Origin of the sequence: Bradyrhizobium lablabi (genome assembly GCF_018131005.1) — a bacterium.
Classification (GTDB): domain Bacteria; phylum Pseudomonadota; class Alphaproteobacteria; order Rhizobiales; family Xanthobacteraceae; genus Bradyrhizobium; species Bradyrhizobium lablabi_D.
Genome location: NZ_JAFCJK010000001.1, coordinates 941,653 through 966,501, shown reverse-complemented (window position 1 = coordinate 966,501; position 24,849 = coordinate 941,653). Strand labels below are relative to the sequence as shown.

The 24,849-nt window shown below is 64.2% G+C and carries 23 protein-coding genes; 6 read left to right on the top strand and 17 right to left on the bottom strand.

Going from position 1 to position 24,849, the window contains the following annotated elements; translation table 11 throughout:
• Window positions 1–7: 7 nt before the first annotated feature.
• The 3 genes from lptE to JQ553_RS04475 all read right to left on the bottom strand — a co-directional run bounded on the left by lptE (window position 8) and on the right by JQ553_RS04475 (window position 5,763).
• On the bottom strand, window positions 8–559 hold the full coding sequence (lptE, locus tag JQ553_RS04485; protein WP_212498643.1) for an LPS assembly lipoprotein LptE: 552 nt from the start codon (window positions 557–559) through the stop codon (window positions 8–10).
• Entirely contained in the window at window positions 546–3,182 is a 2,637-nt protein-coding gene (gene leuS, locus JQ553_RS04480; RefSeq protein WP_212498642.1) for a leucine--tRNA ligase, read from the bottom strand. The genes lptE and leuS overlap by 14 nt, the downstream gene beginning before the upstream one ends.
• A gap of 889 nt (window positions 3,183–4,071) precedes the next feature.
• On the bottom strand, window positions 4,072–5,763 hold the full coding sequence (locus tag JQ553_RS04475; RefSeq protein WP_212498641.1) for a diguanylate cyclase domain-containing protein: 1,692 nt from the start codon (window positions 5,761–5,763) through the stop codon (window positions 4,072–4,074).
• Window positions 5,764–5,871: 108 nt separating this feature from the next.
• Here JQ553_RS04475 and JQ553_RS04470 point away from each other — a divergent pair, with 108 nt between their 5' ends.
• Entirely contained in the window at window positions 5,872–6,561 is a 690-nt protein-coding gene (locus JQ553_RS04470) for a YggS family pyridoxal phosphate-dependent enzyme (RefSeq protein ID WP_212498640.1), read from the top strand.
• Between the two features lie 68 nt (window positions 6,562–6,629).
• Here JQ553_RS04470 and JQ553_RS04465 read toward each other — a convergent pair whose 3' ends face one another.
• Both JQ553_RS04465 and JQ553_RS04460 read right to left on the bottom strand, forming a co-directional pair.
• Entirely contained in the window at window positions 6,630–7,415 is a 786-nt protein-coding gene (locus JQ553_RS04465) for a 2-keto-4-pentenoate hydratase (RefSeq protein WP_212498639.1), read from the bottom strand.
• A 95-nt stretch (window positions 7,416–7,510) separates the two neighbouring features.
• Entirely contained in the window at window positions 7,511–8,050 is a 540-nt protein-coding gene (locus JQ553_RS04460; protein WP_212498812.1) for a L,D-transpeptidase, read from the bottom strand.
• Window positions 8,051–8,291: 241 nt separating this feature from the next.
• Between JQ553_RS04460 and JQ553_RS04455 the strand changes: the two genes are divergently transcribed.
• Window positions 8,292–8,978: a response regulator transcription factor gene (locus JQ553_RS04455; RefSeq protein ID WP_212498638.1), complete on the top strand. Its 687-nt coding sequence runs from the start codon at window positions 8,292–8,294 to the stop codon at window positions 8,976–8,978.
• A 57-nt stretch (window positions 8,979–9,035) separates the two neighbouring features.
• On the top strand, window positions 9,036–9,476 hold the full coding sequence (locus JQ553_RS04450) for a cyclic nucleotide-binding domain-containing protein (RefSeq protein ID WP_212498637.1): 441 nt from the start codon (window positions 9,036–9,038) through the stop codon (window positions 9,474–9,476).
• Window positions 9,477–9,655: 179 nt separating this feature from the next.
• Here JQ553_RS04450 and JQ553_RS04445 read toward each other — a convergent pair whose 3' ends face one another.
• The 9 genes from JQ553_RS04445 to JQ553_RS04405 form a co-directional block, all read right to left on the bottom strand.
• Window positions 9,656–10,471, bottom strand: coding sequence for an exodeoxyribonuclease III (locus JQ553_RS04445; protein ID WP_212498636.1), 816 nt, complete (start codon window positions 10,469–10,471; stop codon window positions 9,656–9,658).
• Window positions 10,472–10,607: 136 nt separating this feature from the next.
• On the bottom strand, window positions 10,608–11,420 hold the full coding sequence (locus tag JQ553_RS04440) for an outer membrane lipoprotein carrier protein LolA (protein ID WP_212498635.1): 813 nt from the start codon (window positions 11,418–11,420) through the stop codon (window positions 10,608–10,610).
• 99 nt (window positions 11,421–11,519) lie between these two features.
• Window positions 11,520–13,985, bottom strand: coding sequence for a DNA translocase FtsK (locus JQ553_RS04435; protein ID WP_212498634.1), 2,466 nt, complete (start codon window positions 13,983–13,985; stop codon window positions 11,520–11,522).
• 22 nt (window positions 13,986–14,007) lie between these two features.
• Window positions 14,008–15,234, bottom strand: a complete 1,227-nt coding sequence (locus tag JQ553_RS04430) for an aminotransferase class I/II-fold pyridoxal phosphate-dependent enzyme (RefSeq protein WP_212498633.1) — start codon at window positions 15,232–15,234, stop codon at window positions 14,008–14,010.
• A gap of 167 nt (window positions 15,235–15,401) precedes the next feature.
• Entirely contained in the window at window positions 15,402–15,806 is a 405-nt protein-coding gene (locus JQ553_RS04425) for a GFA family protein (protein ID WP_212498632.1), read from the bottom strand.
• A 196-nt stretch (window positions 15,807–16,002) separates the two neighbouring features.
• Entirely contained in the window at window positions 16,003–17,451 is a 1,449-nt protein-coding gene (locus JQ553_RS04420) for an ammonium transporter (protein WP_212498631.1), read from the bottom strand.
• 38 nt (window positions 17,452–17,489) lie between these two features.
• Window positions 17,490–17,828 carry a P-II family nitrogen regulator gene (locus JQ553_RS04415; protein ID WP_212498630.1) on the bottom strand — a complete coding sequence of 113 codons (339 nt, stop codon included), beginning with the start codon at window positions 17,826–17,828 and terminating at the stop codon, window positions 17,490–17,492.
• Between the two features lie 457 nt (window positions 17,829–18,285).
• Window positions 18,286–19,623, bottom strand: coding sequence for an ammonium transporter (locus JQ553_RS04410; RefSeq protein ID WP_409363024.1), 1,338 nt, complete (start codon window positions 19,621–19,623; stop codon window positions 18,286–18,288).
• 66 nt (window positions 19,624–19,689) lie between these two features.
• Window positions 19,690–20,028 (bottom strand): P-II family nitrogen regulator, encoded by a 339-nt coding sequence (locus tag JQ553_RS04405; RefSeq protein WP_212498628.1) that lies wholly within the window; start codon window positions 20,026–20,028, stop codon window positions 19,690–19,692.
• Window positions 20,029–20,386: 358 nt separating this feature from the next.
• Here JQ553_RS04405 and JQ553_RS04400 point away from each other — a divergent pair, with 358 nt between their 5' ends.
• Window positions 20,387–21,277, top strand: coding sequence for a DUF4339 domain-containing protein (locus JQ553_RS04400; protein WP_212498627.1), 891 nt, complete (start codon window positions 20,387–20,389; stop codon window positions 21,275–21,277).
• 16 nt (window positions 21,278–21,293) lie between these two features.
• Here JQ553_RS04400 and tesB read toward each other — a convergent pair whose 3' ends face one another.
• Window positions 21,294–22,157, bottom strand: a complete 864-nt coding sequence (gene tesB, locus JQ553_RS04395) for an acyl-CoA thioesterase II (RefSeq protein ID WP_212498626.1) — start codon at window positions 22,155–22,157, stop codon at window positions 21,294–21,296.
• Window positions 22,158–22,309: 152 nt separating this feature from the next.
• On the opposite strand from tesB, the gene JQ553_RS04390 reads away from it, so the two are divergent.
• The gene (locus tag JQ553_RS04390) at window positions 22,310–23,530 is read left to right on the top strand and encodes a ubiquinone biosynthesis hydroxylase (protein ID WP_212498625.1); all 1,221 of its coding nucleotides are present in this window, start codon (window positions 22,310–22,312) and stop codon (window positions 23,528–23,530) included.
• Between the two features lie 74 nt (window positions 23,531–23,604).
• Here JQ553_RS04390 and JQ553_RS04385 read toward each other — a convergent pair whose 3' ends face one another.
• Both JQ553_RS04385 and JQ553_RS04380 read right to left on the bottom strand, forming a co-directional pair.
• On the bottom strand, window positions 23,605–23,802 hold the full coding sequence (locus JQ553_RS04385) for a Trm112 family protein (protein WP_044539258.1): 198 nt from the start codon (window positions 23,800–23,802) through the stop codon (window positions 23,605–23,607).
• A 46-nt stretch (window positions 23,803–23,848) separates the two neighbouring features.
• On the bottom strand, window positions 23,849–24,385 hold the full coding sequence (locus JQ553_RS04380) for a TetR/AcrR family transcriptional regulator (RefSeq protein WP_212498624.1): 537 nt from the start codon (window positions 24,383–24,385) through the stop codon (window positions 23,849–23,851).
• 104 nt (window positions 24,386–24,489) lie between these two features.
• Here JQ553_RS04380 and JQ553_RS04375 point away from each other — a divergent pair, with 104 nt between their 5' ends.
• Entirely contained in the window at window positions 24,490–24,840 is a 351-nt protein-coding gene (locus JQ553_RS04375) for a hypothetical protein (protein WP_212498623.1), read from the top strand.
• Window positions 24,841–24,849 lie beyond the last annotated feature (9 nt).

Genomic DNA, 24,849 nt, shown 5'->3' with positions numbered 1-24,849 from the left:
GCTGCGATCAGGTCCCGGCGGTGAAGAAGGATGCGAGCCGGGTCTGGATGTTCTCGGCGATCTCCTGCGCGGCGCGATCCTCGGCGTCGCGCAAGGCACGCGAGCGGGAGAAGCGCTGGTAGGAACCCGGCATGTCATAGGACACGCGCGAGAAGGTCGTGCCGGTCATCACCGATTTGTTGGAGGCGATATCGATCAGGTTGAACTGGGCGTCGATGCCGTAATTCTCGCTGGTCGGCAGGGCGGTATTGGGATCGACGATCAGCGACGAGCGGGTGGTGGCGAATCGCAGCACCAGGCGGTGGGTCGGCGGCATGCCGGTGGCGGTGCCGTACAGCTTGAAGGCCAGCGCGTTGCGGACCTCGACGCCGACGCGCGCCTCGCGCGAGGCGTTGGGCTTGTCGACCGGCGGGATCTCCACGCCCATCAGCTTCTCGCGCAGCGCGGGCGTGCCGTCAGTGTGTTCGGCATACATCGGCTGGAAGCAGCCGGCCGTCAGCGCGGCCAAGGCGGCCACGGCGAGCAGCCGCGCGGCGATCCTGGTCCTAGCCGACAACATTGACGATCCTCATGGGCACAATGATCACCTTGCTGACGGACTTGCCGCCCAGGGCAACTTTTACTGCATCCAGCGCCAGAACGGCAGCCTCAATCTCCGGATTTTGGGCACCCCGTGGCACCGAAACATCACCCCGTTTCTTGCCGTTGACCTGGACCACCAGGGTCACACTGTCTTCAACCAGCAAATCGCGTTCGATTTGGGGCCAATTGGCCTCCGAAACCAGCCCGTCCTGGCCCAGAACCACCCAGCACTCCTCGGCCAGATGGGGCATCATGGGCGCAAACAATTGAACCAGGAGAGTCGCGGCCTCATTCACCGCCCAGGCGACGTCAGGCGCTGGTATGCCACCCTTGGCAGTCTCCCGGGCGAGCACCTCGGCCAGCGCATTGGCGAATTCCCTGATATGGGCGAGGCAGACGTTGAAGTGCAGCCGCTCGATGCCCGATGATACCTTGTCGAGCGCGCCATGAGCCGCCTTGCGCAGGGCCAGCGCCTCAGACGCGAATACGGCCGGCCGGCCGGCCGGGGCCGATTTCGCGATTGCCGCCGATTCGTTCACCAGCCGCCACAGCCGCTGCACGAACCGCGCGGCGCCCTGCACGCGTTCGTCGCTCCAGATCACGTCGCGATCGGGCGGCGAGTCAGACAGCATGAACCAGCGCGCGACGTCGGCGCCGTAGCTCGCGATGATGTCGTCGGGGTCGACGGTGTTCTTCTTCGACTTCGACATCTTCTCGATCGGACCGATCGCGACCTCTTCGCCGCCATCGATCACCGCCGCGCGGCGCTCGCTGCCGACGACTTCGACCTTCACCTCGGCGGGCGTGACATAGCTGCCGTCGGCCTTTTGGTAGGTCTCGTGCACCACCATGCCCTGGGTGAACATGCCGGCAAACGGCTCTTCCATGGCGATGTGGCCGGTCGCCTTCATCGCGCGAATGAAGAAACGGCTGTAGAGCAGATGCAGGATCGCATGCTCGACGCCGCCGATATACTGGTCGACCGGCATCATCCGGTTCACGACCGCGGGCGTCGTCGGCGCCGTCGCGTTCCAGGGATCGGTGAAGCGCGCAAAGTACCAGGATGAATCCACGAAGGTGTCCATGGTGTCTGTTTCGCGCTGTGCCTTGCCGCCGCACTTCGGACAGGTGACGTGCTTCCAGGTCGGATGATGGTCGAGCGCGTTGCCCGGCCTGTCGAAGGTTGCGTCCTCCGGCAGCGTCACCGGGAGTTGATCGTCCGGCACCGGGACGACGTCGCATTTCGGACAGTGAATGACCGGGATCGGGCAGCCCCAGTAGCGCTGGCGCGAAATGCCCCAGTCGCGCAGGCGGAAATTCACCTGTCGCTCGCCGACCGGCGCGTTGCCCCGCAACTCCGACTCGAGCCGCTTCGCCACTTCTTCCTTGGCCTGATCGATCGTCATGCCGTCGAGAAAACGCGAATTGATCATGCAGCCATCGCCATCATAGGCGATGTCCGTGATCACGAAGGTCGTCGGGTCTTGCCCTTCCGGACACACCACGGGCGTGTTGCCGAGATTGTACTTGTTGACGAAGTCGAGATCGCGCTGGTCATGCGCCGGGCAGCCGAAGATCGCGCCGGTGCCGTACTCCATCAGCACGAAATTCGCGACATAGACCGGCAGCTTCCAGTTCGAGTCGAATGGATGGATCGCCTTGATGCCGGTGTCGAAGCCCTGCTTCTCGGCGGTGTCGATGATCTCCTGCGCGGTGCCGATGCGCTTGATCTCGGCGATGAACTCCGCGAGATCAGGATTCTTCGCGGCCGCGGCCATCGCCAGCGGATGATCCGCCGAGATCGCCATGAACTTGGCGCCGAACAGCGTGTCCGGCCGCGTGGTGAAAATCTTCAGCTCATTCTCGCCGGCCGGCGTCGTTGCCGGATCCAGTGCAAAGCGGATCAAGAGGCCTTCGGAGCGGCCGATCCAGTTGCGCTGCATCAGCCGCACCTTGTCGGGCCAGCGGTCCAGCCCGTCGAGCGCGTCCAGCAGTTCCTGCGAATATTTCGTGATCTTGAAGACCCACTGGCTCATCTCGCGCTGCTCGACGACAGCGCCCGAGCGCCAGCCTCGTCCGTCGATCACCTGCTCGTTGGCGAGCACGGTCATGTCGACCGGATCCCAGTTGAGCTTGCGCTTCTCGCGCTCGGCGAGTCCCGCGCGCAGCATGTCCAGAAACATCTTCTGCTGATGCCTGTAATAGCTGGGATCGCAGGTCGCGAACTCGCGCGACCAGTCGAGCGACAGCCCGATCGACCGCAACTGCTTCTTCATCGCGGCGATGTTGTCGTAGGTCCAGGCCTTCGGCGCCACCTTGCGTTCGATCGCGGCGTTCTCCGCCGGCAGGCCGAACGCGTCCCAGCCCATCGGGTGCAGCACGTTGAAGCCCTTGGCGCGCTTGAAGCGCGCCAGCACGTCGCCCAGCGTATAGTTGCGGACATGCCCGATATGGATGCGCCCGGACGGATAGGGAAACATCTCGAGCACGTAATATTTCGGCCGCGGATCGTCGTTTTTCGAGGCGAAGATCGCCTTTTCGTCCCACAGGCGCTGCCAGCGGGGTTCGGAATCACGGGCGTTGTAGCGTTCGGCGGTCATGGAATCGCAGGGCTTTTGGTGGATTTTTTCGGTCCCATCGAAGGACGGCGGACTAGGCCACAAAAGCGCCCGTGGGGTCAACGGCTTGGGCCCTCATGGCCCTCTCCGGGCGGCGCGGAACGCGTGTCCGGTGGCTACGCCCTCGAGACAGCCGCTCAGCGGCCTCTTCAGGTTGAGAGGATGAATTGGCCGGCGTGGGTGAGGTTCGGGAACCATCCTGACAAACCACCGCGATCTCGCGACGCCGTGCGCCCGAGGTTTGCATCACTTTCCGCCCTCATGAGGAATGAGGGCGCAGGGAAAGCCGGGCGCCGATCGCACCCATGGGTCCCGTGCAACAAAAAGCACGGGGGTAGGACCACAGGTGTAACCGGAAACAACCCGGCTTTCCCTGCGCGATGGTTTACGGCTTATACGCGCTCTCCTCGGTGAGACCGGGCTTTGTTGCCACCGTCGTCCGCGAGAAGCTTGCGTCTCACGAACTTAACACCAGCCACTGGGGCGTCAGGACCACACGACTTCGCCGTCCGCGTTGTGCGCACTCGTCAGTTGCACGCTCCGCGTCCACCGCATCTCACCGCAACGTTCGTGACGACCGCGAAGCGTCCCTCGATCGGGTGAGACGAGCGGATTAAACGACTGATTTGGGTGAAACGCGAAGCGGAATGTTTTTCGCGTGAGGTCTTGCCTCGTCGGGCAAATCAGCGATCGTGCCAGGAAGTGGCTATTAAACCCGTCATCCTGAGGTGCTCGCCTCTTCGGCGAGCCTCGAAGGATGAACCGCCTCAGTCGGGCCGTCGCGCTTCGAGACGGCCGCCGTGCGGCCTCCTCAGCGCGACGGTGATAGATAGTGCTCGCTGCTCGATCGGCGTCATCGCACGCGACGCTCTCAACTCGCCAGCGCCATTCCGGCTTCATCCACCATCTGCACGAATCCGTGGTCGACCACGGCATTCCGGCCGCGGTGCTTGGCGGCATAGAGGGCGGCGTCCGCGGCCTCGATCAGGTCGCCGGGGCGCAAGGCATCGGTCGGCTTGCCGGTAGCGACGCCGACGCTGACGGTGACGATGGCGTGGCTCGACGTCCGGTGCGGCAGGCCGAGGCCGAGGACCGCCGTGCGAACGGTTTCACCGATTGCGAGCGCGCGGGCGGGGCCGGTGTTCGGCAACAGCAGGCAGAACTCCTCACCGCCATAGCGGGCGGCAAAACCCATGGTGTCGGCGGCAATTCCGGCGAGCGTTTCGCCGATCCTGGCGAGGCAGGCGTCGCCTTCGGGATGGCCGTAGGTGTCGTTGAAGAGTTTGAAGTGATCGACGTCGATCATCAACAACGACAGCTCGCTGCCATATTGCTGCGCCCGCATCCATTCGAAATCGAGCCGGCCCTGGAAGCCGCGACGGTTGCCGAGACCGGACAGCATGTCGATCGAGGCCATCACCGTGAGGCTGTCGTTGGTGGCGACGAGCTCGCGCTCGCGCTGGCTAAGCTGCGCGGCCATGGTGTTGAAGGCGCGGGCGAGCGGAATGAACTCCGACGGCAGCCTGTGCTTGACGACGCGCGCGGACCAGTCGCCCTCGCCGAATCGGCGCGCCATGCCGGTCATCAGTTCGATCGGATTGATGATCAGCTTCTCCGCGCCGACCAGGGCGCCGAACAGCACGAACAGGCAGGCGAAGGCAAGCTCCAGGTAAGCGGTGCGGATCGCCTGATTGATCGCGGCCGTCACCTCGGCTTCGTCCATGCTGACGATGAGCCGCGACTGCGTTCCGGCAATGCGGGCAAAGCTCAGCGTCCGCTGGGTCCCATCGGAGGCGGTGAAGGAGACCGAGCCCGAGGGTTCGTCGAAGCTGAGCGCCTTCTCGGCGATCGCCGCCATCAGCGGCACGGTGTCGAGCGAGCGGCCGATCAGGCTCGCATGGTCGGCGGGCGCGGCGATCACGACGCCGGTACTGTCGACCAGCACCGCCGACATGCCGGGCCGGCCGCCGAGATTGGTCATGATCTGCGACAGCCAGTCGATATTGATGCCGGCGACGACGACGGCATCATGCTCCGGGTTGATCGCGGCCACCGGATAGGCCGCCATCATCATCGGCCGGCCGTTGGTCTTGCCGAACAGATAATCGCTGAACACGAAGCCGCCGGTCTGCCGCGCCTTCCGGAAATAGCTGCGGTCGCCAAGATCGAGTCCGACCTGGATGTTGAGGGTCGAGCACTGGACGAGTCCGTCCGCGCTGACGAACATGATGCTGCGGATCCACGGCAGGTTGGTCGGCAGGCTGGCGCGAAGCACCTCGCAGCTTCGCGCGATGCCGCCGGAGGCACGGATATAGGCGGCCGACTTCAGCATCGTCTCGACCGAGGACACCACCTCGCGCTGAGTCTCGGCAGCGTGGTGGGTCAGATTGGCGTATTCCTTGGCGGCCTGGGCGATCTGTTTTGCACGGTCGTTTTCGAGCGTCCGCACGCGGTCAAGCATCAGCGGCGCAACGACCAGCAGCGCCAGCATGACGAGCCGAGCGCGGATGCCCATAAGCTTCTTGAGTTTGATCCGGTTGCGGTTGAAAGTGACGCCCGACATTTCAGTCCCTTGCCCCTGCGCAAGATAGAACGGAGGGCCTCAAAAAGCCTTTCCCGAATTTGGTAAAATTCGACCCAACATCCAACTTTGTCCGGAAACGGCACAGGTATGACGGAAAGTTCGAGGACATCGGTGACGTCGCATTCACCAAGCGGGCTCACCGCGGTGGAGCAGGAGATCACGCGCGCCTGCAAGGAAGCGCGGCGCGACCGCGCCTCGGTCACGCTGGTCGCGGTGTCGAAAACCTTCGCGGCGGACGCGATTTCGCCCGTCATCGACGCCGGACAGCGCGCTTTCGGCGAGAATCGTGTGCAGGAGGCCAAGGCGAAGTGGCCCGCGCTGGTGCAGGCCCATCCCGGGCTTGTGCTGCATCTGATCGGGCCGCTGCAGTCGAACAAGGCAAAGGACGCGGTCGCACTGTTCGATGCGATCCATTCGGTCGACCGCCCCAGCATTTGCGAAGCGTTAGCCAAGGAAATCAAATCCCAGCAGAAGCGGCCGGAACTCTTCGTCCAGATCAACACCGGCGAGGAGCCGCAGAAGGCCGGCGTCGCCCCTGCTGAGGCCGATGCCTTCATCGCTGCCTGCCGCGACACATACGGCCTGCAGGTCTCGGGGTTGATGTGCATTCCGCCGGTCGAGCAGGCGCCGGCGCCGCACTTTGCACTCTGCGCCAAGATCGCCGCGCGCAACGGCCTGACCAATCTCTCGATGGGAATGAGTGCGGATTTTGCGGTGGCGATCCAGATGGGCGCGACCCATGTGCGCGTGGGATCGGCTATCTTCGGGGCAAGATAGCTCCTTCAATTTGTCGTCGCTGCTTTCGCATGCTTTCGCAGGGACGACATCGAGTGTGTGGCCAGCGCCTACGCGAACCTCACCGACACGCATCCCAGCACACCAAAATCCGCCTCGAAAAAATCGCCGGCCCGAATCGCCAGCGGCGGATGGCAGGTGCCCGTCGTCACCACTTCTCCTTCCCGCAAAGTCAGACCGAGCCCGCGCAGTTCATTGGCGCACCAGGCGAGCGCGACGCGGGGATCGCCGAGCACGTTCTTGCCATGACCGGTATAATGCCGGCCGCTCAGCGTGATCTTTGGACGCTCCTCGACAAGGTCCGTCGCACGCCAGTCGGCTGACGTGGCTGCGCCCAGCACGAACAGATGCGCGCAGGCATTGTCGGCGATGAGTTGTGCTTCGCCGGCTGAGACGAAATCGGCGAAGCGGGAATCCGGAATCTCGATCGCGGGATGCAGCGTGGCGACGGCGTCGAGCACCTGCTCTACCGCGTAGGGCGTTGAGCGCGGCGGCAAGTCGCGCGCCATGCGGAAGGCGAACTCCGGTTCGCCGACGCGCATCTCGTTGCCTGCCATCGGCGCGGTGCCACCATCGACGATCACGGTCTCGGCGAGGATGCGCCCTGCCATCGGGCCTGCGACATTGATGTGCTTCTGGCCGGCCTCGCTGGTCGCCGCGATCTTCCAGCCGAACAATTGTTCGCGCGAGGTGCCTTCGAGCACGGCCTGCACGGCGTAGCCCTCGGCACGGTCGCGCGGCCGCAGCGATGCATCGAGGTTGCCGAGCTTGGTGCCGGCACGCCAGTGGTCATGCAGCGTCCTTGATGCAGCGGCGATCTGCCTGTTGTCGAGCATTGTCGAATTCCTGACTGTACCAGATCATGATGCGATTACGTCGAATCGCACGGCGCTGCGCGCTCCTCACCATGAGGCGCTGTCATGCGCCAACATCAGCCAATCACGATCTTCGTCCGTGGAGACATCCGCCGCAACAGGCGGAGCATCGACGATTTCGTCATCGAGACGCAGCCTGCGGTCGGCGCAAAATTCGGCCGCGCCAGATGCAGGAATACCGCGCTGCCGCGGCCGGCGATGCGCGGCGCGCTGTTGTGGTCGATCTCGACGATGAAGTCGTAAAGATGATCGTCGCGCGTCAGCCGGTCGCCCGTTTGCGTGCGATCGAGCCGGATTGGCTGATTGTAATGGCGATCTTTGGGGTCTTCGCACCAGGCGTCCTCGGGACGGATCGGGCGAGCCGACAGGAAGGTTTTCGGCCGCCGGTGGCGATCGGCGCGCCACCACAATTGCCGCGGGTAAAAGGTGCCGCGCGGCGTGCCACCGTCGCCCTCCCGCTTGTTGGCGAGGATGCCGCCACGCCCCAGGGCCACCGGAGCGGTCCATCCATCGGCCGTCAGCCAGCCGCGGCGCGGGTTGCCGGCGGCGGCGTGGACCTCAATCAGGGAGAGCGGTCGATCACATTCGGTTGTCACACAAGTGATTGAAATGGTTTGATTTCCCCTCAGAAATGTTTCGATCCGACCTTGTCTAACCGGTCCTAACTGCTCTAAGTGACGGTACCAGAGGGTACTCACCCCGCCCTGCCGAATCTGGGATACAATGGCGTCGCTTGTGAATCGGTAACAATCGCCTAACTGAAAACGTATCTAGCCTAAAGTCCCGGCCATTAGCGCTGCCGCTTCTGTCCGTATGCTTCCTCAGAGGATTGTACCTATGGCCAATGCCCGCAAGATCTTGATCGTGGAAGACGATAGCGATCTGCGCGATACGCTGGTCGAGCAATTGTCGCTGCACGAGGAGTTCGAGGCCTCCGCAGTCGACACTGGCGCAAAGGGTGCCAGCGCCGCCAGAGCGAATTCCCCCGATCTGGTCCTGATGGATGTTGGCTTGCCCGACACCGATGGCCGCGAAGTCGTACGCTCGCTGCGCAAAGGCGGGTTCAAGGCCCCGATCATCATGCTGACAGGGCACGACACCGATTCAGACACGATTCTGGGCCTGGAATCCGGTGCCAACGACTATGTCGCCAAGCCCTTCCGCTTCGCGGTGCTGTTGGCCCGGATCCGGGCGCAGCTCCGCCAGCACGAGGCCAGCGAGGACGCCGTGTTCTCGGTTGGCCCCTATTCGTTCCGGCCCGGCTCGAAGATGCTGACCGGCGCCAATGCACGGAAGGTGCGGCTGACCGAGAAGGAGACTGCGATCCTGCGCTTCCTCTACCGCGCCGGCCAGATGCCGGTGTCGCGCGAGACGCTGCTGCAGGAGGTCTGGGGCTACAATTCGGGTGTGACCACCCACACGCTCGAGACCCACATCTACCGTCTCCGCCAGAAGATCGAGAAGGATGCCGCCAACCCGGAAATCCTGGTTACGGAAGCCGGTGGCTACAAGCTGGTGCCGTGATACGATTTGCGCTCACCGATTCTTGAAATCGAGGCGCATCCCGGCTACCGGACCTGAATGTCGATCGACGATGATGTAGCCCTGCTCGAGCGGGTCCCGACGCTGCGTCTGTTGGGCGAGACAGCGTTGCGCATGTTGGCGATCGGATCCGAGCAACGCAATTTCGAGCGTGGCGACGTGCTGTTCAACATCGGAGATGAAGCGGACGCCGGCTACATCGTGCAACGCGGCGCGTTCCGCGTCGAGGAGGGCGGCGCCGAGATCATTGCCGGCCCCGGCGCGCTGATCGGCGAGCTTGCTCTTATCGTGGCGATGAAGCGTCCGTCGACCGCGGTCGCGCTTGAGTACACGACCGTCATTCGCATCGCGCGCAGCCTGTTCCAGCGCGTGCTGGAAAGCGATCCCGGCGCCGCGCGGCGGCTGCGCGATGAACTGGCGGTGCGAACGAGCCAGCTCGCGAGCGACATCCTGATAGCCGGCGGCAAGCTGAGCACGTGATCTCCAACTCCTCTCTCCCCCACTCTTGCGAGACCTTTGCGAAAGTGGTGTGACGAGCGCAAGTCTCCGCGACGAAGCTAGAGCCCTTTTCGTTCCGATGGAATCGCAACGACGCTCTCGATTCCTGTTTTGACGCGTTTTCTTCACGCGAACCGGTTTCCACTTCGCTCGAAAACGCTCTAAACCTCCAGCACCGCGGTCACCGGCACATGGTCCGACGGGCGGTCCCAGCCGCGGGCGTCGCGGGTGATCTTGAAATCGCTGACCTGGTCCTTGAGCGCGCGCGAGACCCAGATGTGATCGAGCCTGCGGCCGCGGTCGCCGATCGTCCAGTCGGCGGCGCGATAACTCCACCAGGTGTAGACCTTTTCCGACATCGGGATCCGTTCGCGCGCGACGTCGAACCATTCGCCATGGATTTGCGCGGCGAGCAGCTTTTCGGTTTCGACCGGCGTGTGCGAAACTACCTTGAGAAGCTGCTTGTGCGACCACACGTCGTTCTCATGCGGCGCAACGTTGAGGTCGCCGACCAGGATATGGCGGTCGTCGCCGCGCGGATGCAGCGGCTCGCAGCTCTTCATCTCGTCGAGGAATTGCAGCTTGTGCTCGAACTTCGGATTGAGCGCGGGGTCGGGAATGTCGCCGCCGGCCGGCACGTAGAAATTATGCAGCACCAACGGCCTCGAAAGCTGCGCCTTCTCGCCGAACGACACCGAAATATGCCGCGAATCGATCTTGTCGCAGAAGGTTCTGATGTCGGTGCTCTCGAATGGCAGCCGGGAGACGATGGCGACGCCGTGATATCCTTTCTGCCCGTTCAGCGCGACATGCTCATAGCCGAGCCGCCTGAAGCGCTTCAGCGGAAACGCGTCGTCGATGCATTTGGTCTCCTGCAGGCACAGCACGTCAGGCCGCGCCGCCTTGATGAATTTGGCGACGATATCGATGCGCAGGCGCACCGAATTGATGTTCCAGGTCGTGACGGTGAAACGCATGAGGGTGCGCGTTAAATCATGCCGCGATTACGTCAAATCGCATCACCATCCCATGCATCTGTCTGCGCATGATCTCCGCGCAAACGCTTCGCGTTTGTCGCGAGGGAAAACCGTACACGCTCTTCCGGATCATGCTCTAGCCGGGCGGGACGCCCGGATAGCTCGTGAAATCGATCTTGAACAGGGACGGATCGGGCTTCTGCGTCGAATCGAGGTTGTAGACCGCGACCGTGGTGTCATAGCCCTGTGGGTCGGTGACCGTCCATTGCTTGAGCTTGCCGTCCTTGGCGCCGAGCATCAGCAGCAGCCGGCTGGTGCCGATCAGCGCAACCTTTTCCTCGATGATGACGCTGACGAAGACATCGTCGGCCGTGACGCTGACGACGTTGGTGTCCTTCATCAGGTCGATGCGATCGGACAGAAGATAGCGCAGCGGTGTCTGCGACAGCGGATAGATGTCCTGGGTCGCAAGCTTGCGGTCGCGCACGGCGACCGATGAGCCGTCGGCGATGATCTCGATCGGGCTCGGCGACTCGTATTCGAAGCGGACCTTGCCTGGCTTCTGGATGTAGAAATCGCCTTTGGTCTTGGTGCCGTCCGGCCCGACCTGGACGAAGTTTCCGACCAGGGTCTGCAGCGACGAGAGATAGGAGCTGACCCTGGCGGCCTGCGCCTTCTGGTTGGCGTCGAAGGTCGCGAAAATGCTGGCAGGCACGTTGCGGCGCGGATCGGGAATGATCGGCGTCGGCGGTGTCTGGGTCGTGCCCGTGGTCGCCGGCCCTCTCTGCTCCTGCGCGCTCAGTTGGGTGCCGCCGTCGCGGGCCTTGGGCGCCGGTTTCGGGGTCGGGACGTTCTGCGCGGCGGCATACGTTGCGGCGCCCGCGATGGACACGCAGACGAGGAGCGCCAGCGCATAGCCCATGCCGCGATGATTGGGGTGTTTTTCCATCAGATATTTCAAGTCTCAGTTCGACGTGCCGACCCACTTCGTCCGACTTTACCGTGCCTTAGCCTAAGGAGATATGGTTTTTCCGTGAAGATTGTCCGGTCAGAACTGGCCTTCCTCTTCCCCGACCAGGATTTCGCGCTTGCCGGCATGGTTGGCCGGGCCGACAATACCTTCAAGTTCCATCCGCTCCATGAGCGAAGCGGCGCGGTTATAGCCGATTTGCAGCCGGCGCTGAATGTAGGATGTCGATGCCTTGCGGTCGCGCTTGACGATCGCAACCGCCTGGGCGAACAGGTCGCCGCCGCCATCCCCGCCCATGCCGGTGGAATCGAACACCGCGCCGTCCTCGTCGGTCGGCTCTTCGGCGGTGACCGCCTCCAGGTATTCCGGGGAGCCCTGCGTCTTCAGATGGCGCACCACCTTCTCGACCTCTTCATCGGAGGCGAACGGGCCGTGCACGCGGCTGATCCGGCCGCCGCCCGCCATATAGAGCATGTCGCCCTGGCCGAGCAGTTGCTCGGCGCCCATTTCCCCGAGGATGGTGCGGCTGTCGATCTTCGAGGTGACCTGGAAGGCGATACGGGTCGGGAAGTTCGCCTTGATCGTGCCGGTGATGACGTCGACCGATGGACGCTGGGTCGCGAGAATGACGTGCAGGCCCGCCGCGCGCGCCATCTGCGCCAGCCGCTGCACCGCGCCTTCGATGTCCTTGCCGGCGACCATCATCAGGTCGGCCATTTCGTCGACGATGATGACGATGTAGGGCAGCGGTTCGAGGTCGAGCTTCTCTTCCTCGTAGATCGCCTTACCGGTCTCCTTGTCGAAGCCGGTGTGCACGGTACGCGTCAGCTCTTCGCCCTTGCCCTTGGCCTCGACGAGGCGCGCATTGTAGCCGTCGATGTTGCGCACGCCGAGCTTGGCCATCCTCTTGTAGCGCTCCTCCATCTCGCGCACGGCCCATTTCAGCGCGACCACGGCCTTCTTCGGATCGGTGACGACGGGCGTCAAAAGATGCGGGATGCCGTCATAGACCGAGAGTTCGAGCATCTTTGGATCGACCATGATCAGGCGGCACTGATCCGGACGCAGCCGGTAGACGAGGCTCAGGATCATGGTGTTGATGGCGACCGATTTGCCGGAGCCGGTGGTGCCGGCGATCAGCATATGCGGCGTGCGCGCGAGATCGATGATGACGGGGTCGCCGCCGATCGTCTTGCCAAGGCAGAGCGGCAGCTTGGCCACCGATTCGGTGCTCTCCTTCGCCACCAGCAGCTCGCGCAGATAGACTTTCTCGCGGTGCGCGTTCGGCAGTTCGATGCCGATCGCGTTGCGGCCGGCGACGACGGCGACGCGCGCCGACAGCGCGCTCATCGAGCGTGCGATGTCGTCGGCGAGGCCGATCACGCGTGAGGACTTGATGCCGGGGGCGGGCTCGAGCTCGTACAGGGTGACGACCGGGCCGGGATTGGCCTTGACGATCTCGCCGCGCACGCCGAAGTCCTGCAGCACGCCTTCCAGCGCGCGCGAATTGGCCTCCAGCTCGGCCTTGCTGAGCGGCTGGCGATCGCTCGCCCTCGGCGCGGAGAGAACGGTGACGGATGGCAGCTCGAACCTGTCGGAGGATTTCTTCTTGGCGCGCGGCTCGGCCTTCTTGCGCGGCGCGCGGGCCGCGGGCGCTTCGTCCTCGTCGTCCTCGTCTTCCTCCTCGCTGTCGTCCTCGTCGAAATCCTCCTCGCCGGTATCCGGCGCGATCGACGGCGTGGCGCGGCCGCCCGCGCCGATCGTGGGCTCCTGGCGCTCGAAGGCGGCGGCGCGGCCCTGCGGTGCGCTCGACACCAGCGATCGATAGGCGGTCGTGATCAGCCAGCCGAGCCGCGCCTTCGCGCTCATGACCGCATGGAACAGCCAGCCGATCGAAACCGAGCTGCGGTCGTCCCCCTCCTCAACGAACGGCTCGTCGTCATCCGCGATCGGCGTCAGTTCCTCGTCCCGCTGCTTGGCGCCCCAGCCGCAGGCGAACAGGAAGCAGGTCGCCATCGCGGCAAACAGGATGATGCCGAGCACGAACCGATAGACGAAGCCGGGCGGGCCGAACACCACTGCCGGCGCGCGCACCAACGCATCGCCGACCACGCCGCCAAGCCCGGTCGGCAGCGGCCATGCCGTGTTGTGCGGCCAGCAACTGGCAAAACCGGCCGCGATGACCATGCAGAGGATCCAGCAGCCGAACCGCAGCGCCTCGCGGTCGAAGGCGCGATGCGTCAGCATCCGCCAGCCCCACACCGCAATGGGAAGGATCAGCATGATCGCGCCGAGGCCGAGGATCTGCATCAGAAGGTCGGCGCCGATGGCGCCGGGATAGCCTGCGATGTTGCGGATCGCCCGCGAGGTGGCATGGCTCAGCGAAGGATCCTGCGCCGACCAGGTCATCAGCGCCGCCGCGGCGACGCCGGCGAGCGCGATCAGGCCCAGTCCCGCAAGTTCGCGCACGCGCCGCTCGAGCGCCTCGCGAAGTGAAAGCGGCAAATGGCCGACCAGGGGGATGACACGTTCGATCGCTGGCATGCTCTATCTTCGCGTTTCGCGATTAATCCAGGGTTTCGACCAGCCGGTGCAGGGCCTCGGCTGTGGATTCACTATCGGAGACGAGCGCAAGGCGGATATAGCCCGCGCCCGGGTTGGAGCCGTCGTTCTGGCGGCGCGCGAGGTAGCTTCCGGGGATCACGCGTACCCCGGCGTCGCGATAAAGCCTCACCGCGGCCGCCTCGTCGCCGCCGCGGTTGGAGACGTCGAGCCAGACACAGAAGCCGCCCGCGGGCCGCGCATAGCCGTAGCGGTTGCCGAGAATCTGGTCGGCGAAATCGAACTTGATGCGATAGAGCCTGCGGTTCTCCTCGACATGCGCCTCGTCGCTATAGGCAGCGACCGCGACATGCTGCAGCGGCACCGGCACCTGGGGTGCTGCGACGTTGCGCAGCTCGTGGAACGCGGCGAGGAATTTGCGATCGCCGGCGGCAAAGCCGACGCGCATGCCCGGCAGGTTCGATCGCTTCGACAGCGACTGGAACGCCACCACATTGGTGAAATCGGGCCCGGCGCATTCCAGCGCGCTGCCCGGCGCTTCGCGGGTGTAGATTTCCGAATAGCACTCGTCGCTCAGGACGATGAAGCCGTGGCGGTCGGCGAGTTGCTTCAGGCGGATGAAATAGTCGCGCGAGGCGACCGATCCCTGCGGGTTCGCCGGGCTCGCGATGAAGAAGGCCACGGTGCGGGCGAATGTCGCCTCGTCGATCGCGTCGAGGTCGGGCAGGAAGCCATTGTCGAGCGTGGTCGGAAGGTAGATCTGCTCGCAACCGGCGGCGCGGGCGCCGGCGCCATAGGCCGGATAAAATGGATTCGGCATCAGGATCGCCGGCCGACCCTTACGCGGCGAGACGTAGCGCGCCGCCGTGATCGCGGCAAAGAACAGCCCTTCGCGGCTGCCGTTCAGCACCAGCACCTCGCTCTCGGGATCGACGGGGCGCGCGAGCTGGAACCGGTTCGACAGCCAAATCGCCACCGTGCGGCGGAACGGCTCGATGCCCTTGGCCAGCGGGTAGCGGCCGAATTCGGCGGTGTGCCCTGCCAGCACCGGCCCGACAAAATCGGGCACCGGGTGCTGGGGCTCGCCCAATGACAGCGTAATCAATGGCTTGGCCGGCTGATAGGGTGCCAGCAGCTCGGTCGTGCGCAGGAACGGCGAGCGCTCGGCCTGCCCGGCGGAAACGGCGTCGCCGGCGCCCTGCGCCACGCCGGATGAGGCGGTCATTGCCATGTTTGAAGCGCCAACACTCTCACTGCGGTCGGGTGAGGGAGCCCGACCGTAAACCGATCAAATCACCATAGATAGGGCGAGGTTAAGACGCGATTAACCATCGGCGCCGGCGCCGATTTTGGTTGCTCGGAGCTGGCGCGCGCCGGGAATCGAGAGCTTGGGAGACGTTACCGCGCCGGCAGCTTCTCGAATGCCGGCATGCCCTCGGGCACGTGATGGAACGCCTGCTTGTCGCAGGTGTAGATCGCCACCTGCGGATTGAAGAGCGCCGGATCGTCGAAGGTCCCGACCTTGAGCACCACGGCGGGCAGGCCGGGCACCTTGGTCACCATCTGGGTTCCGCATTCGGCGCAGAATTCGCGGGTAACGGCGCGATCGAGGTCGCTGCGGGTGAACTGCTTCGGCTCGCTTGCGGTGTATTTGAAGCCGGCGACCGGCATCGCCACGAACATGTTGGGCGCGCCGCCTGAAAAGTACTGACATTCACGGCAGTGGCACTGCGCCGCCATCATCGGCTCGCCCTCGGCCTGATAGCGCACCTTGCCGCAATAGCATCCGCCTTCGAGCTTCATGACGTTCTCCCATTTTTGTCGGCTCAGCCTGTCGGTTCACAGTGGCAGGCCATTCTGGCAATTTTTTCTCAAGGGACGGAAAAAAGAAAGGGCTCCAGCTTGCGCTGGAGCCCTCAACGGTTGGGGCATTGCCGGGTATGTGCCCCAAACCGTAGTTCTGGGAACGACCCCCGGAGGGGTCGCGCCCCGGGAGAACTCACATGTTGTAGGCGCGCTCCGTGTGCTCGGTGATGTCGAGGCCTTCACGCTCGGTCTCGACATTGGCGCGCAGGCCTACGATCACGTCGACGACCTTGTAGAGGATCGCCGAGCCGATGCCCGACCACACCAGCGTGGTGCAGACGCCGGTAGCTTGCGCGATCATCTGCGCGGCGAAATCGTAGTCGGCGACCTTCGGCGGGATCGCGGTGTAGTCGATGATGCCGGCACCGCCAAGCGCCGGATTGACCAGAATGCCGGTGCCGAGCGCGCCGACGATGCCGCCGACGCAGTGGACGCCGAACACGTCGAGCGAGTCGTCATAGCCGAGCGAGTTCTTCACGACCGTGCAGAAGAACAGGCAGACCACGCCGACCACGAGGCCGAGCACGATGGCGCCCATCGGGCCTGAGAAGCCGGCCGCCGGCGTCACCGCGACGAGGCCCGCGACCGCGCCGGAGAGCGCGCCGAGCAGCGAGGGATGACCCTTGATGATCCATTCCGCGAACATCCAGGACAGCGCCGCCGCGGCCGTCGCCACGAAGGAGTTGGTCATCGCCAGCGCAGCGCCGCCATTGGCTTCGAGGTTGGAACCGGCGTTGAAGCCGAACCAGCCGACCCAGAGCAGCGAAGCGCCGATCATCGACATGGTCAGCGAGTGCGGAGCCATCAGCTCCTTGCCATAGCCGGTACGCTTGCCGATCAGGAGCGCGCCGACGAGGCCGGCAATGCCGGCGTTGATGTGCACCACGGTGCCGCCGGCGAAGTCGATCGCGCCCTTCTTGAAGATCCAGCCCGCATCGGCGTTGATCTCGTCGAGCTTGGCCTGCGCCGCGGTCTTTGCGGCACCATCGGCTGCCGCCGCGAGCGCCTTGGCGGCATCCTGGATCGCGTCCGGACCGGGCCAGTACCAGACCATGTGTGCGATCGGGAAATAGATCAGGGTGACCCAGAGCGGGATGAACAGCGCGACCGCTCCGAACTTCATGCGCTCGGCAAAGGCGCCGACGATGAGGGCGGGCGTGATCGCCGCGAACGTCATCTGGAAGCAGAGATAGACGAGCTCCGAGATGTTGGCGTCGACCGAGAAGGTCGCCGCCTTCGAGTCGGTGGTGATGCCCATCATGAAGGCCTTGGAAAAGCCGCCGATGAAGTCGGAACCGCCGGTGAAGGCGAGGCTGTAGCCGTAAAGGGCCCACAGCACGGTGACGATGCAGACGGTGTAGAAGACCTGCGCCAGCACCGACAGCATGTTCTTGGAACGGACCAGGCCGCCATAGAACAGCGCCAGCCCCGGGATCGTCATCAACAGCACCAGCACCGTCGAGGTCAGCATCCAGGCGTTGTCGCCCTTGTTGATGGTTGGCTCGGCATAGGCGGCGGTCGCGGCGAAGAGGCCGACTGCGAGTGCCGTCAGTCCCGCGCCATAGGGACGCTTCAACGTCATTTTGTCTTACTCCTGAGTCTTAAGGTTTGAGCGCGAAATCAAAGGGCCGCGGCATCCGCCTCGCCGGTGCGGATGCGCACCGCATGCTCGAGGCTGATGACGAAGATCTTGCCGTCGCCGATCTGGCCGGTCTTGGCTGCTGAGGTGATGGCGTCGATGGTCTTGTCGACCTGATCGGTGCCGACTGCGACCTCGATCTTGATCTTGGGCAAGAAGCTCACGGCGTATTCGGCGCCGCGATAGATTTCCGTGTGGCCCTTCTGACGGCCGTATCCTTTGACTTCCGTCACCGTGAGACCATGCACGCCGATGGCGGTCAGGGCGTCACGCACTTCTTCCAGCTTGAATGGCTTAATGATCGCCATAACAATCTTCATGAGTCCTATCCCCCGCTTGGGCCCGGCGCGAAAGAACGCCGGGATATCTTCCGACTGAGGTTCACCACGCGGAGAGGATTCACGACGCGGGCACAGCCAGGACCCTTAGAATCAAATGCCGTGCCAGATCGGTGGCTGCCCCCTAACGGATTATGAAACCGAAGCTTTTCCCGCTTGTCGGGGATCGGTCGGGGCTGCGTTATTCCGCCGCGCCTAAAATCTAACCATGCCTGATTAAAGTGTGTGCGGGACAAACTCCGGACACGATCGTGCCCAGAGCCAAGGCAGATTTAGGGTAGTTAGGTAGCCCTCTCCAGCGGAAGTCCCGACCTTGCTACGGAGGAGCTTGCAGGCAAGCACCTCCGGGGAAGCTGCTGGCCGACCTCCGGATTCGGGACGGCGCTTGCGCCCCCTCGTCATCAGGGCCGAGCTGACAGCGTCGGCCGAATGGAGCAGACTATTGCAGCGCCTCACCGTGCTGCGAAATGTCCAGGCCTTCCAGCTCCTGCTGCAGTGAGACGCGCAATGGGACGAAGACGCCGACCAGCTTGAGCAGCACAAAAGTCATCCCGCCGCACCACGCCAGCCCGACGGCCACGCCGACGAGCTGGATCAGCAGTTGCTGCGGATGACCCTCGAGCAGGCCGGCGGTGCCGCCGATCGCCGACGCTGCGAAGACGCCGACGAGCAACGTGCCGGTCATGCCGCCGATGCCGTGGACGCCGAACACGTCGAGGGAGTCGTCGTATTTGAAGCGGAGCTTCAGCCAGGTGCAGGCCCAGAAGCAGACGGCGCCGGCGACCATGCCGATGACGACGCCATGCCAGGGCGCGACAAAGCCGGACGCCGGCGTGATCGTGCCGAGGCCCGCGATCGCGCCGGAGATCATGCCGAGCACCGACGGCTTGCGGCGCGTCACCCATTCTATCGCGGCCCAGGTCAGCGCGCCCGCGCACGCCGCAAGATGCGTGGCGGCGATCGCCATCACCGCGCGCGAATTGGCCGCGAGCGCCGAGCCGCCGTTGAAGCCGAACCAGCCGACCCAGAGCAGCCCGGTGCCGATCACGGCGAGCGACAGATCGAACGGCGAGAGGTTGTCGCTGCCGTAGCCATGACGGCTGCCCATCACCACCGCCGCGACCAGGCCGCTTACGCCCGCGGAGAGATGCACGACAAGCCCACCGGCGAAATCCAGAACGCCCATCGAGGCGAGGAAGCCGCCGCCCCATACCCAATGCGCCATGGGCACATAGACCAAGGTGAACCAGCCGACCGAGAACAGGAGATAGGCGGAAAACCGCATGCGGTCGGCGACCGAACCAGCGACCAGCGCCACGGTGATGATCGCAAACGTCATCTGGTACAGCATGAACAACGCTTCTGGGATGGTCTTCGCCGCCGGATTGACGCTGTCCATCGTCATGCCTGCGAGGAACCAGCGATCGAGCGTGCCGAGCCATGAACCGTCGCCGACGAAGCTCAGGGAGTAACCGAACGCCACCCAGAGGATCGAGACGATCGCGACCGCGGCAAGGCTCTGCGCCATCGTCGCCAGCACGTTCTTCTTGCGCACCATCCCGGAATAGAACAGCGCGAGCCCCGGTATCGTCATCATCAGCACCAGTGCGGTGGCGACGATCATCCAGGCGGTGTCGGCGGCGTTGAGCGTCGAAAAGTTGTTCGCTGAATCCTGGGCGAAGGCCGGCGAGCTCATCGCATACAGGATCGCAGCGTTGACCGGCGCAACCTTGAACAGCGCAGCCTCGGCGGCCGCACGAAGCACCCGTGCCCCCATCGTCATTCCCCCGGCGTTGTCGTCTCGTGTCCCGCGCCGTTGCCGGCAGCGATCTCGATGGCAGAGTTACAGCGCGTCGCGATCGGTCTCGCCGGTGCGTATGCGCAAGGCGTGATCGATCGGCGTGACGAAGATCTTGCCGTCGCCGATCTGGCCGGTGCGTGCATGCTGGGTGATGACGCTGACCGCCCTCTCGGCGAGGTCGGAATCGACGGCGATCTCGATTCTCAGCTTGGGCAGGAAGTTCACGACATATTCGGCGCCGCGATAGATCTCGGTGTGTCCCTTCTGGCGGCCATAACCCTTGACCTCGGTGACCGTCATGCCGTGAACGCCGATCGCGGTCAGCGCCTGGCGAACCTCATCCAGCTTGAAGGGTTTGATGATCGCAACAACGAGTTTCATGGTCAGGCCTTCATTCTTTCAGAGTTTTCCGCACCCGCCCCGTGCCCGGAGACGGCAATTCGCGCCCGCCAAATCTGGCATCTTTCTAGGCAAATGGCACAAGAAAGTTGCAAATTGAAGGGGAAACCTGGGGGGCAGGAGAACCGGCTCACTGTACGGAATCGAGACCGTCGGCCAAGATACAGCTTTAGATCATGCTGCGATTCCTCGAATCACAGCATGATCTCATCTCTTTGTTTGAGCATGATCTTTTCGGAAAACCGCTGCGCATTTTTCCGGATCGTGCTCCAGGCGCCGGTTGGCGCTCGATGCGTGCATTTTTTTATTCGTTCGATCGCGCGAGCCGCAAGGAAACAATATGTCGAACCGCAACTGGTTTTATGCATCCGAGGGCCAGCAAAGAGGGCCTGTGCCCGAGCTACAGCTCCACGACATGATCGCCCGAGGAACCGTGCGGCCCGATACGCTGGTATGGACCGAGGGAATGTCCGGCTGGCAGAAGGCCGGCGAAATCCCGGGCCTCATTTCCGGCAGTTCGGCGCCGCCGGCATTTCCGCAGGCCGGCGGTCCGCCCGTGGCGGCGCCCGGAAGCTACAGCGGCGGGCCGCTGTCGATCGATTTCGGCATTTGGGATTTCACCTGGCGCAGCATCCTGTTCGTGATCGGCTGTATCTTCATCATCCCGGTGCCGTGGTTGATCGTGTGGTACACCAAGTGGATGGTCCCCTGCATAAGCGTGCCGGGACGGCCAAATCTCAGCTTCGTTGGTACGGCAATGACGATCGTGCCATGGTTTTTCGGGGCCGTTGTGCTGGCGATCGCGGTCAGCCTGACCGGTAACCAGTGGCTCAACAACCTCATGGTCCTTGTCGAGATCGCCTTGTACTGGCTGTTCCTGAAATGGCTGATCGCAAATGTCGCGTCGAACGGGCAGCCGCTCGGGCTCGCGTTCTCCGGCTCGCTCTGGGCCTATCTCGGATGGACGCTGCTTGCGGCCATCTCCATCATCACGATCATCGGCTGGGCATGGGTCTATGCAGCCTGGACGCGGTGGTTCTGCCGAAACATCGAGGGCACGCGGCGGGAGGTCATCTTCAACGGCACCGGGCTGGAGTTTCTCTGGCGTGGGATCGTGACCGTCATCGCCGCCTCCTTCATCATCCCGATTCCGTGGGTGTATCGCTGGATCATGCGCTGGATGGCGTCGCAGACCGTGCTCGTCGAGCGCGGTTCGCAGCCCAGCGCATGACTCTCTATGCTTTGCGTTATGCTCTGCGTTCGCGCACAGAGCCTTCCTGCGCGACCGAGGCCACCAGCGTGCCGTCGGGCTTGAAGATCAGGCCGCGCGTCAGGCCGCGGCCGGATTGCGCGCTCGGCGAATCCTGTGCGTAGAGCAGCCATTCGTCGGCGCGGAACGCGCGGTGAAACCACATCGCGTGATCGAGGCTCGCCGGCATCATGCGCCTGTCGAACAGCGTGCGGCCATAGCGCGCCATCACGGCATCGAGCAGCGAGAAGTCCGATGCGTAGGCGAGGGCGCACATATGCAGCGCCGGATCGTCAGGCAGCTTGGCAGCGGTGCGGATCCAGACATGGATGCGGCCGTCGTCGATCTTCTGGCCGAAATAGCGGCCGAGCTCGACCGGACGCAGCTCGATCGGCCGGTCCGACTCGTAATAGCGGCGAATGAATTCCGGCATCTCCTTGAACATCGGCTGCTTTGACACTTCCTCCGCGGTGAGCTTCTCGGGCGGCGGCACGTCGGGCATCCTGTCCTGATGGTCGAAATTGCCCTGCTCTTCGGCATGGAATGACACCATGATCGAGAAAATGGCGTTGCCATGCTGGATCGCGGTGACGCGACGAGTCGAATAGCTCTTGCCGTCGCGCAACCTCTCGACCTCGTAGATGATCGGGACCTGCGGATCGCCCGGCAGGATGAAATAGCAATGGATCGAATGCGGCAGCCGGCCCTCCACGGTGCGGCACGCCGCAACCATCGCCTGGCCGATGACCTGGCCGCCGAATACGCGCTGCCAGCTCGTCTTCGGGCTGTTGCCGCGGAACAGGTTTACCTCGAGTTGCTCGAGATCGAGGATGGTCAGCAGGTCGATCAGGCTCTTGGACATGGAGGGCTTTCTTGACGTCATTCCGGGTTCGCGCTGCACTCGCCCCCGGAAAGACGTCCGTTACGGTTAGGCACCTTGCCTCAGGGCCCTGTTTCGCCCAGCTAATATCAGGTAGCAAGTATCCAGTTGTTGACGTACCCGGGTAAGCAGGCATGCCGGCACAGCGAAGCATTCTCATCTGCGGGGGCGCATTTGCCGGACTGGCGCTGGCGGTGGCGCTGCGCCAGGGGCTCGGTCCCGACATTCCCGTCATCGTGGCCGATCCGGCGCTTGGCCAGCGTCCGAGCCGCGATCCGCGCGCGACCGCGATCGTCGCCGCCTGCCGCCGGCTGTTCGAGACGCTCGGCGTGTGGGGTGACGTGGCGCCCACGGCGCAGCCGATTCTCGACATGGTGGTCACCGATTCGCGGTTGGAGGACGCGACGCGTCCAGTGTTCCTGACCTTTGCCGGCGACGTCGAGCCCGGCGAGCCGTTCGCGCATATGGTTGAGAACCGGTATCTGATCGATGCGCTCGCCGCCCGCGCGGACGCCGAGGGCGTCGAGCTGCGCGCCACGGCGGTTGCGACGACAGACACGCGCGTCGACGGCGTCAATGTGACGCTGGCCGACGGCGCCGTGATCGACGCGAGCCTGCTTGTCGCCGCCGACGGCGCACGATCGAAATTGCGCGAGCGCGCCGGCATCGTCACCCATGGCTGGGACTATGATCAATCCGGCATCGTCGTCACGGTCGGCCATGAGCGCGACCATCACGGCCGCGCCGAAGAGCACTTCCTGCCCGCAGGTCCGTTCGCGATCCTCCCGCTCACCGGCAAACGCTCCTCGCTTGTATGGACCGAGACGCGAAAGGATGCGGCGCGCATTACCGCGCTGAGCGAGGAGGAATTCCACGCCGAGCTCGAGCAGCGGTTCGGCCTGCATCTCGGCGAGATCAAGGCGCTCGACAAGCCGCGGGCGTTTCCGCTCGGCTATTTCGTCGCGCGCTCCTTCATCGCCGAGCGGATGGCGCTGATCGGCGACGCCGCCCATGTGATTCATCCGATCGCGGGGCAGGGGCTCAATATGGGGCTGAAGGATGTCGCCGCGCTCGCCGAGGTCGTCGTCGATGCGGCGCGTCTCGGCATGGATCTGGGGCAGGCCGACGTGCTCGAGCGCTACCAGCGCTGGCGGCGGTTCGACACGATGGCGATGGGATTCGCCACCAACTCGCTGAACTTCCTGTTCTCCAACGAATCGACGCTGCTACGCACCGTTCGCGACATCGGGCTTGGTCTCGTCGATCGCACGCCGCCGCTGAAGAGCATGTTCATCCGCCAGGCGGCAGGACTGTCGGGCGAGGTGCCGCGGCTCTTGAAGGGCGAGGCGTTGTGAGGGATGAGAATGGCGAATAGAGAGTAGCGAACAGCAAAAAAACATTCGCTATTCGCCACTCGCTATTCGCCCGCTCAATCGATCTTTCTTGCTTCTTCCGGCAGCATGATCGGGATGCCGTCACGGATCGGATAGGCGAGCTTTGCGGAACGCGAGATCAGCTCCTGCTTCGCGGCGTCGAATTCCAGCGGACCCTTGGTGATCGGGCACACCAGGATCTCCAGGAGCTTCGGGTCGGCCGTGCTTTCGAGATGATCGGGCGTGGAATTCATTGCTGCCTCCGGCAGGCCGTCCTTTAGCACATCCCAACATCATTTGTCAGCGCTTCGCCAACTGCAAGAGCCCGTCGAGCGCGGCCTGCTGGCGCGGCTTCGACAACGGCTGGTCGGACAGCGCAAAGCCTATGAACGCCCAGTAGAGGATCTGCGCGCGGCCACGCGCCACGTTCTCTGGAAATCCCGCTTGCCGGAGCATGGTTTCGATGTAGCCGAGGCGGCGCTGGTCGACCTCCTGCACGGCGGCGCGCACGGCGGGCTCGACGGTGGCCCAGGTGCGAACGGCGCGTTCCAGCGCAAGCCGCGCCGAGAACGCCCGGCGCAGCAGCAGCGCCAGCGCGTCATCCCCCTTGGGAACCGCCTCGAGCTCCGCGATGACCCGCTCGGCGGCGACCTCGCGCCAATGCTTCAGGATCGCGGCGTGATAGGCGCCGATGTCGGCGAAGTGCCAGTAGAAGCTGCCGCGCGATACCCCCATCGCCTTGGCCAGCGGCTCGGCCTTCAACGCCGTAAAGCCGCTTCTGGCGAGCGTTTTCAGGCCCTGGTCGAGCCAGTCCTTCGCCGAGAGCTGTTCGGTCATGGTTCCCGTCCGCGTGGCGGCGTACCATACACAACTGTATTGACAGGGGCCAGCGCCAACGGCATAAGTATGCAGCACCGTACAGTACTGTATGGAGGACGGCGATGCGTGATCTTCTGCTGCAAGGCGCCGGAGCGATCGCGATTGCGATCAGTGTGGCGCACGGCATCCTCGGCGAGACCAAGGTGTTCGCCCGCGCGACCGTGGAGCCGCCGCGGCTGCGCATGCTGCTCCGCCTCGTCTGGCAGGCCGGCACGATCGCGTGGATCGGCGGCGGCGTGCTGCTGATCGCGGCACCGGCAATGGCGTCGGATGTCGCGCGGCACTGGATCGTCGCGACGCTCGGCATCGTGTTCGGCGCGGCCGCGCTGGCAAATGCGGTCGCGACCCGTGGCCGGCATATCGGCTGGATCGGGATGAGCGCCGTGGTGGCGCTGGCGGCCGCTGGCTATTAGCGGAGGCGT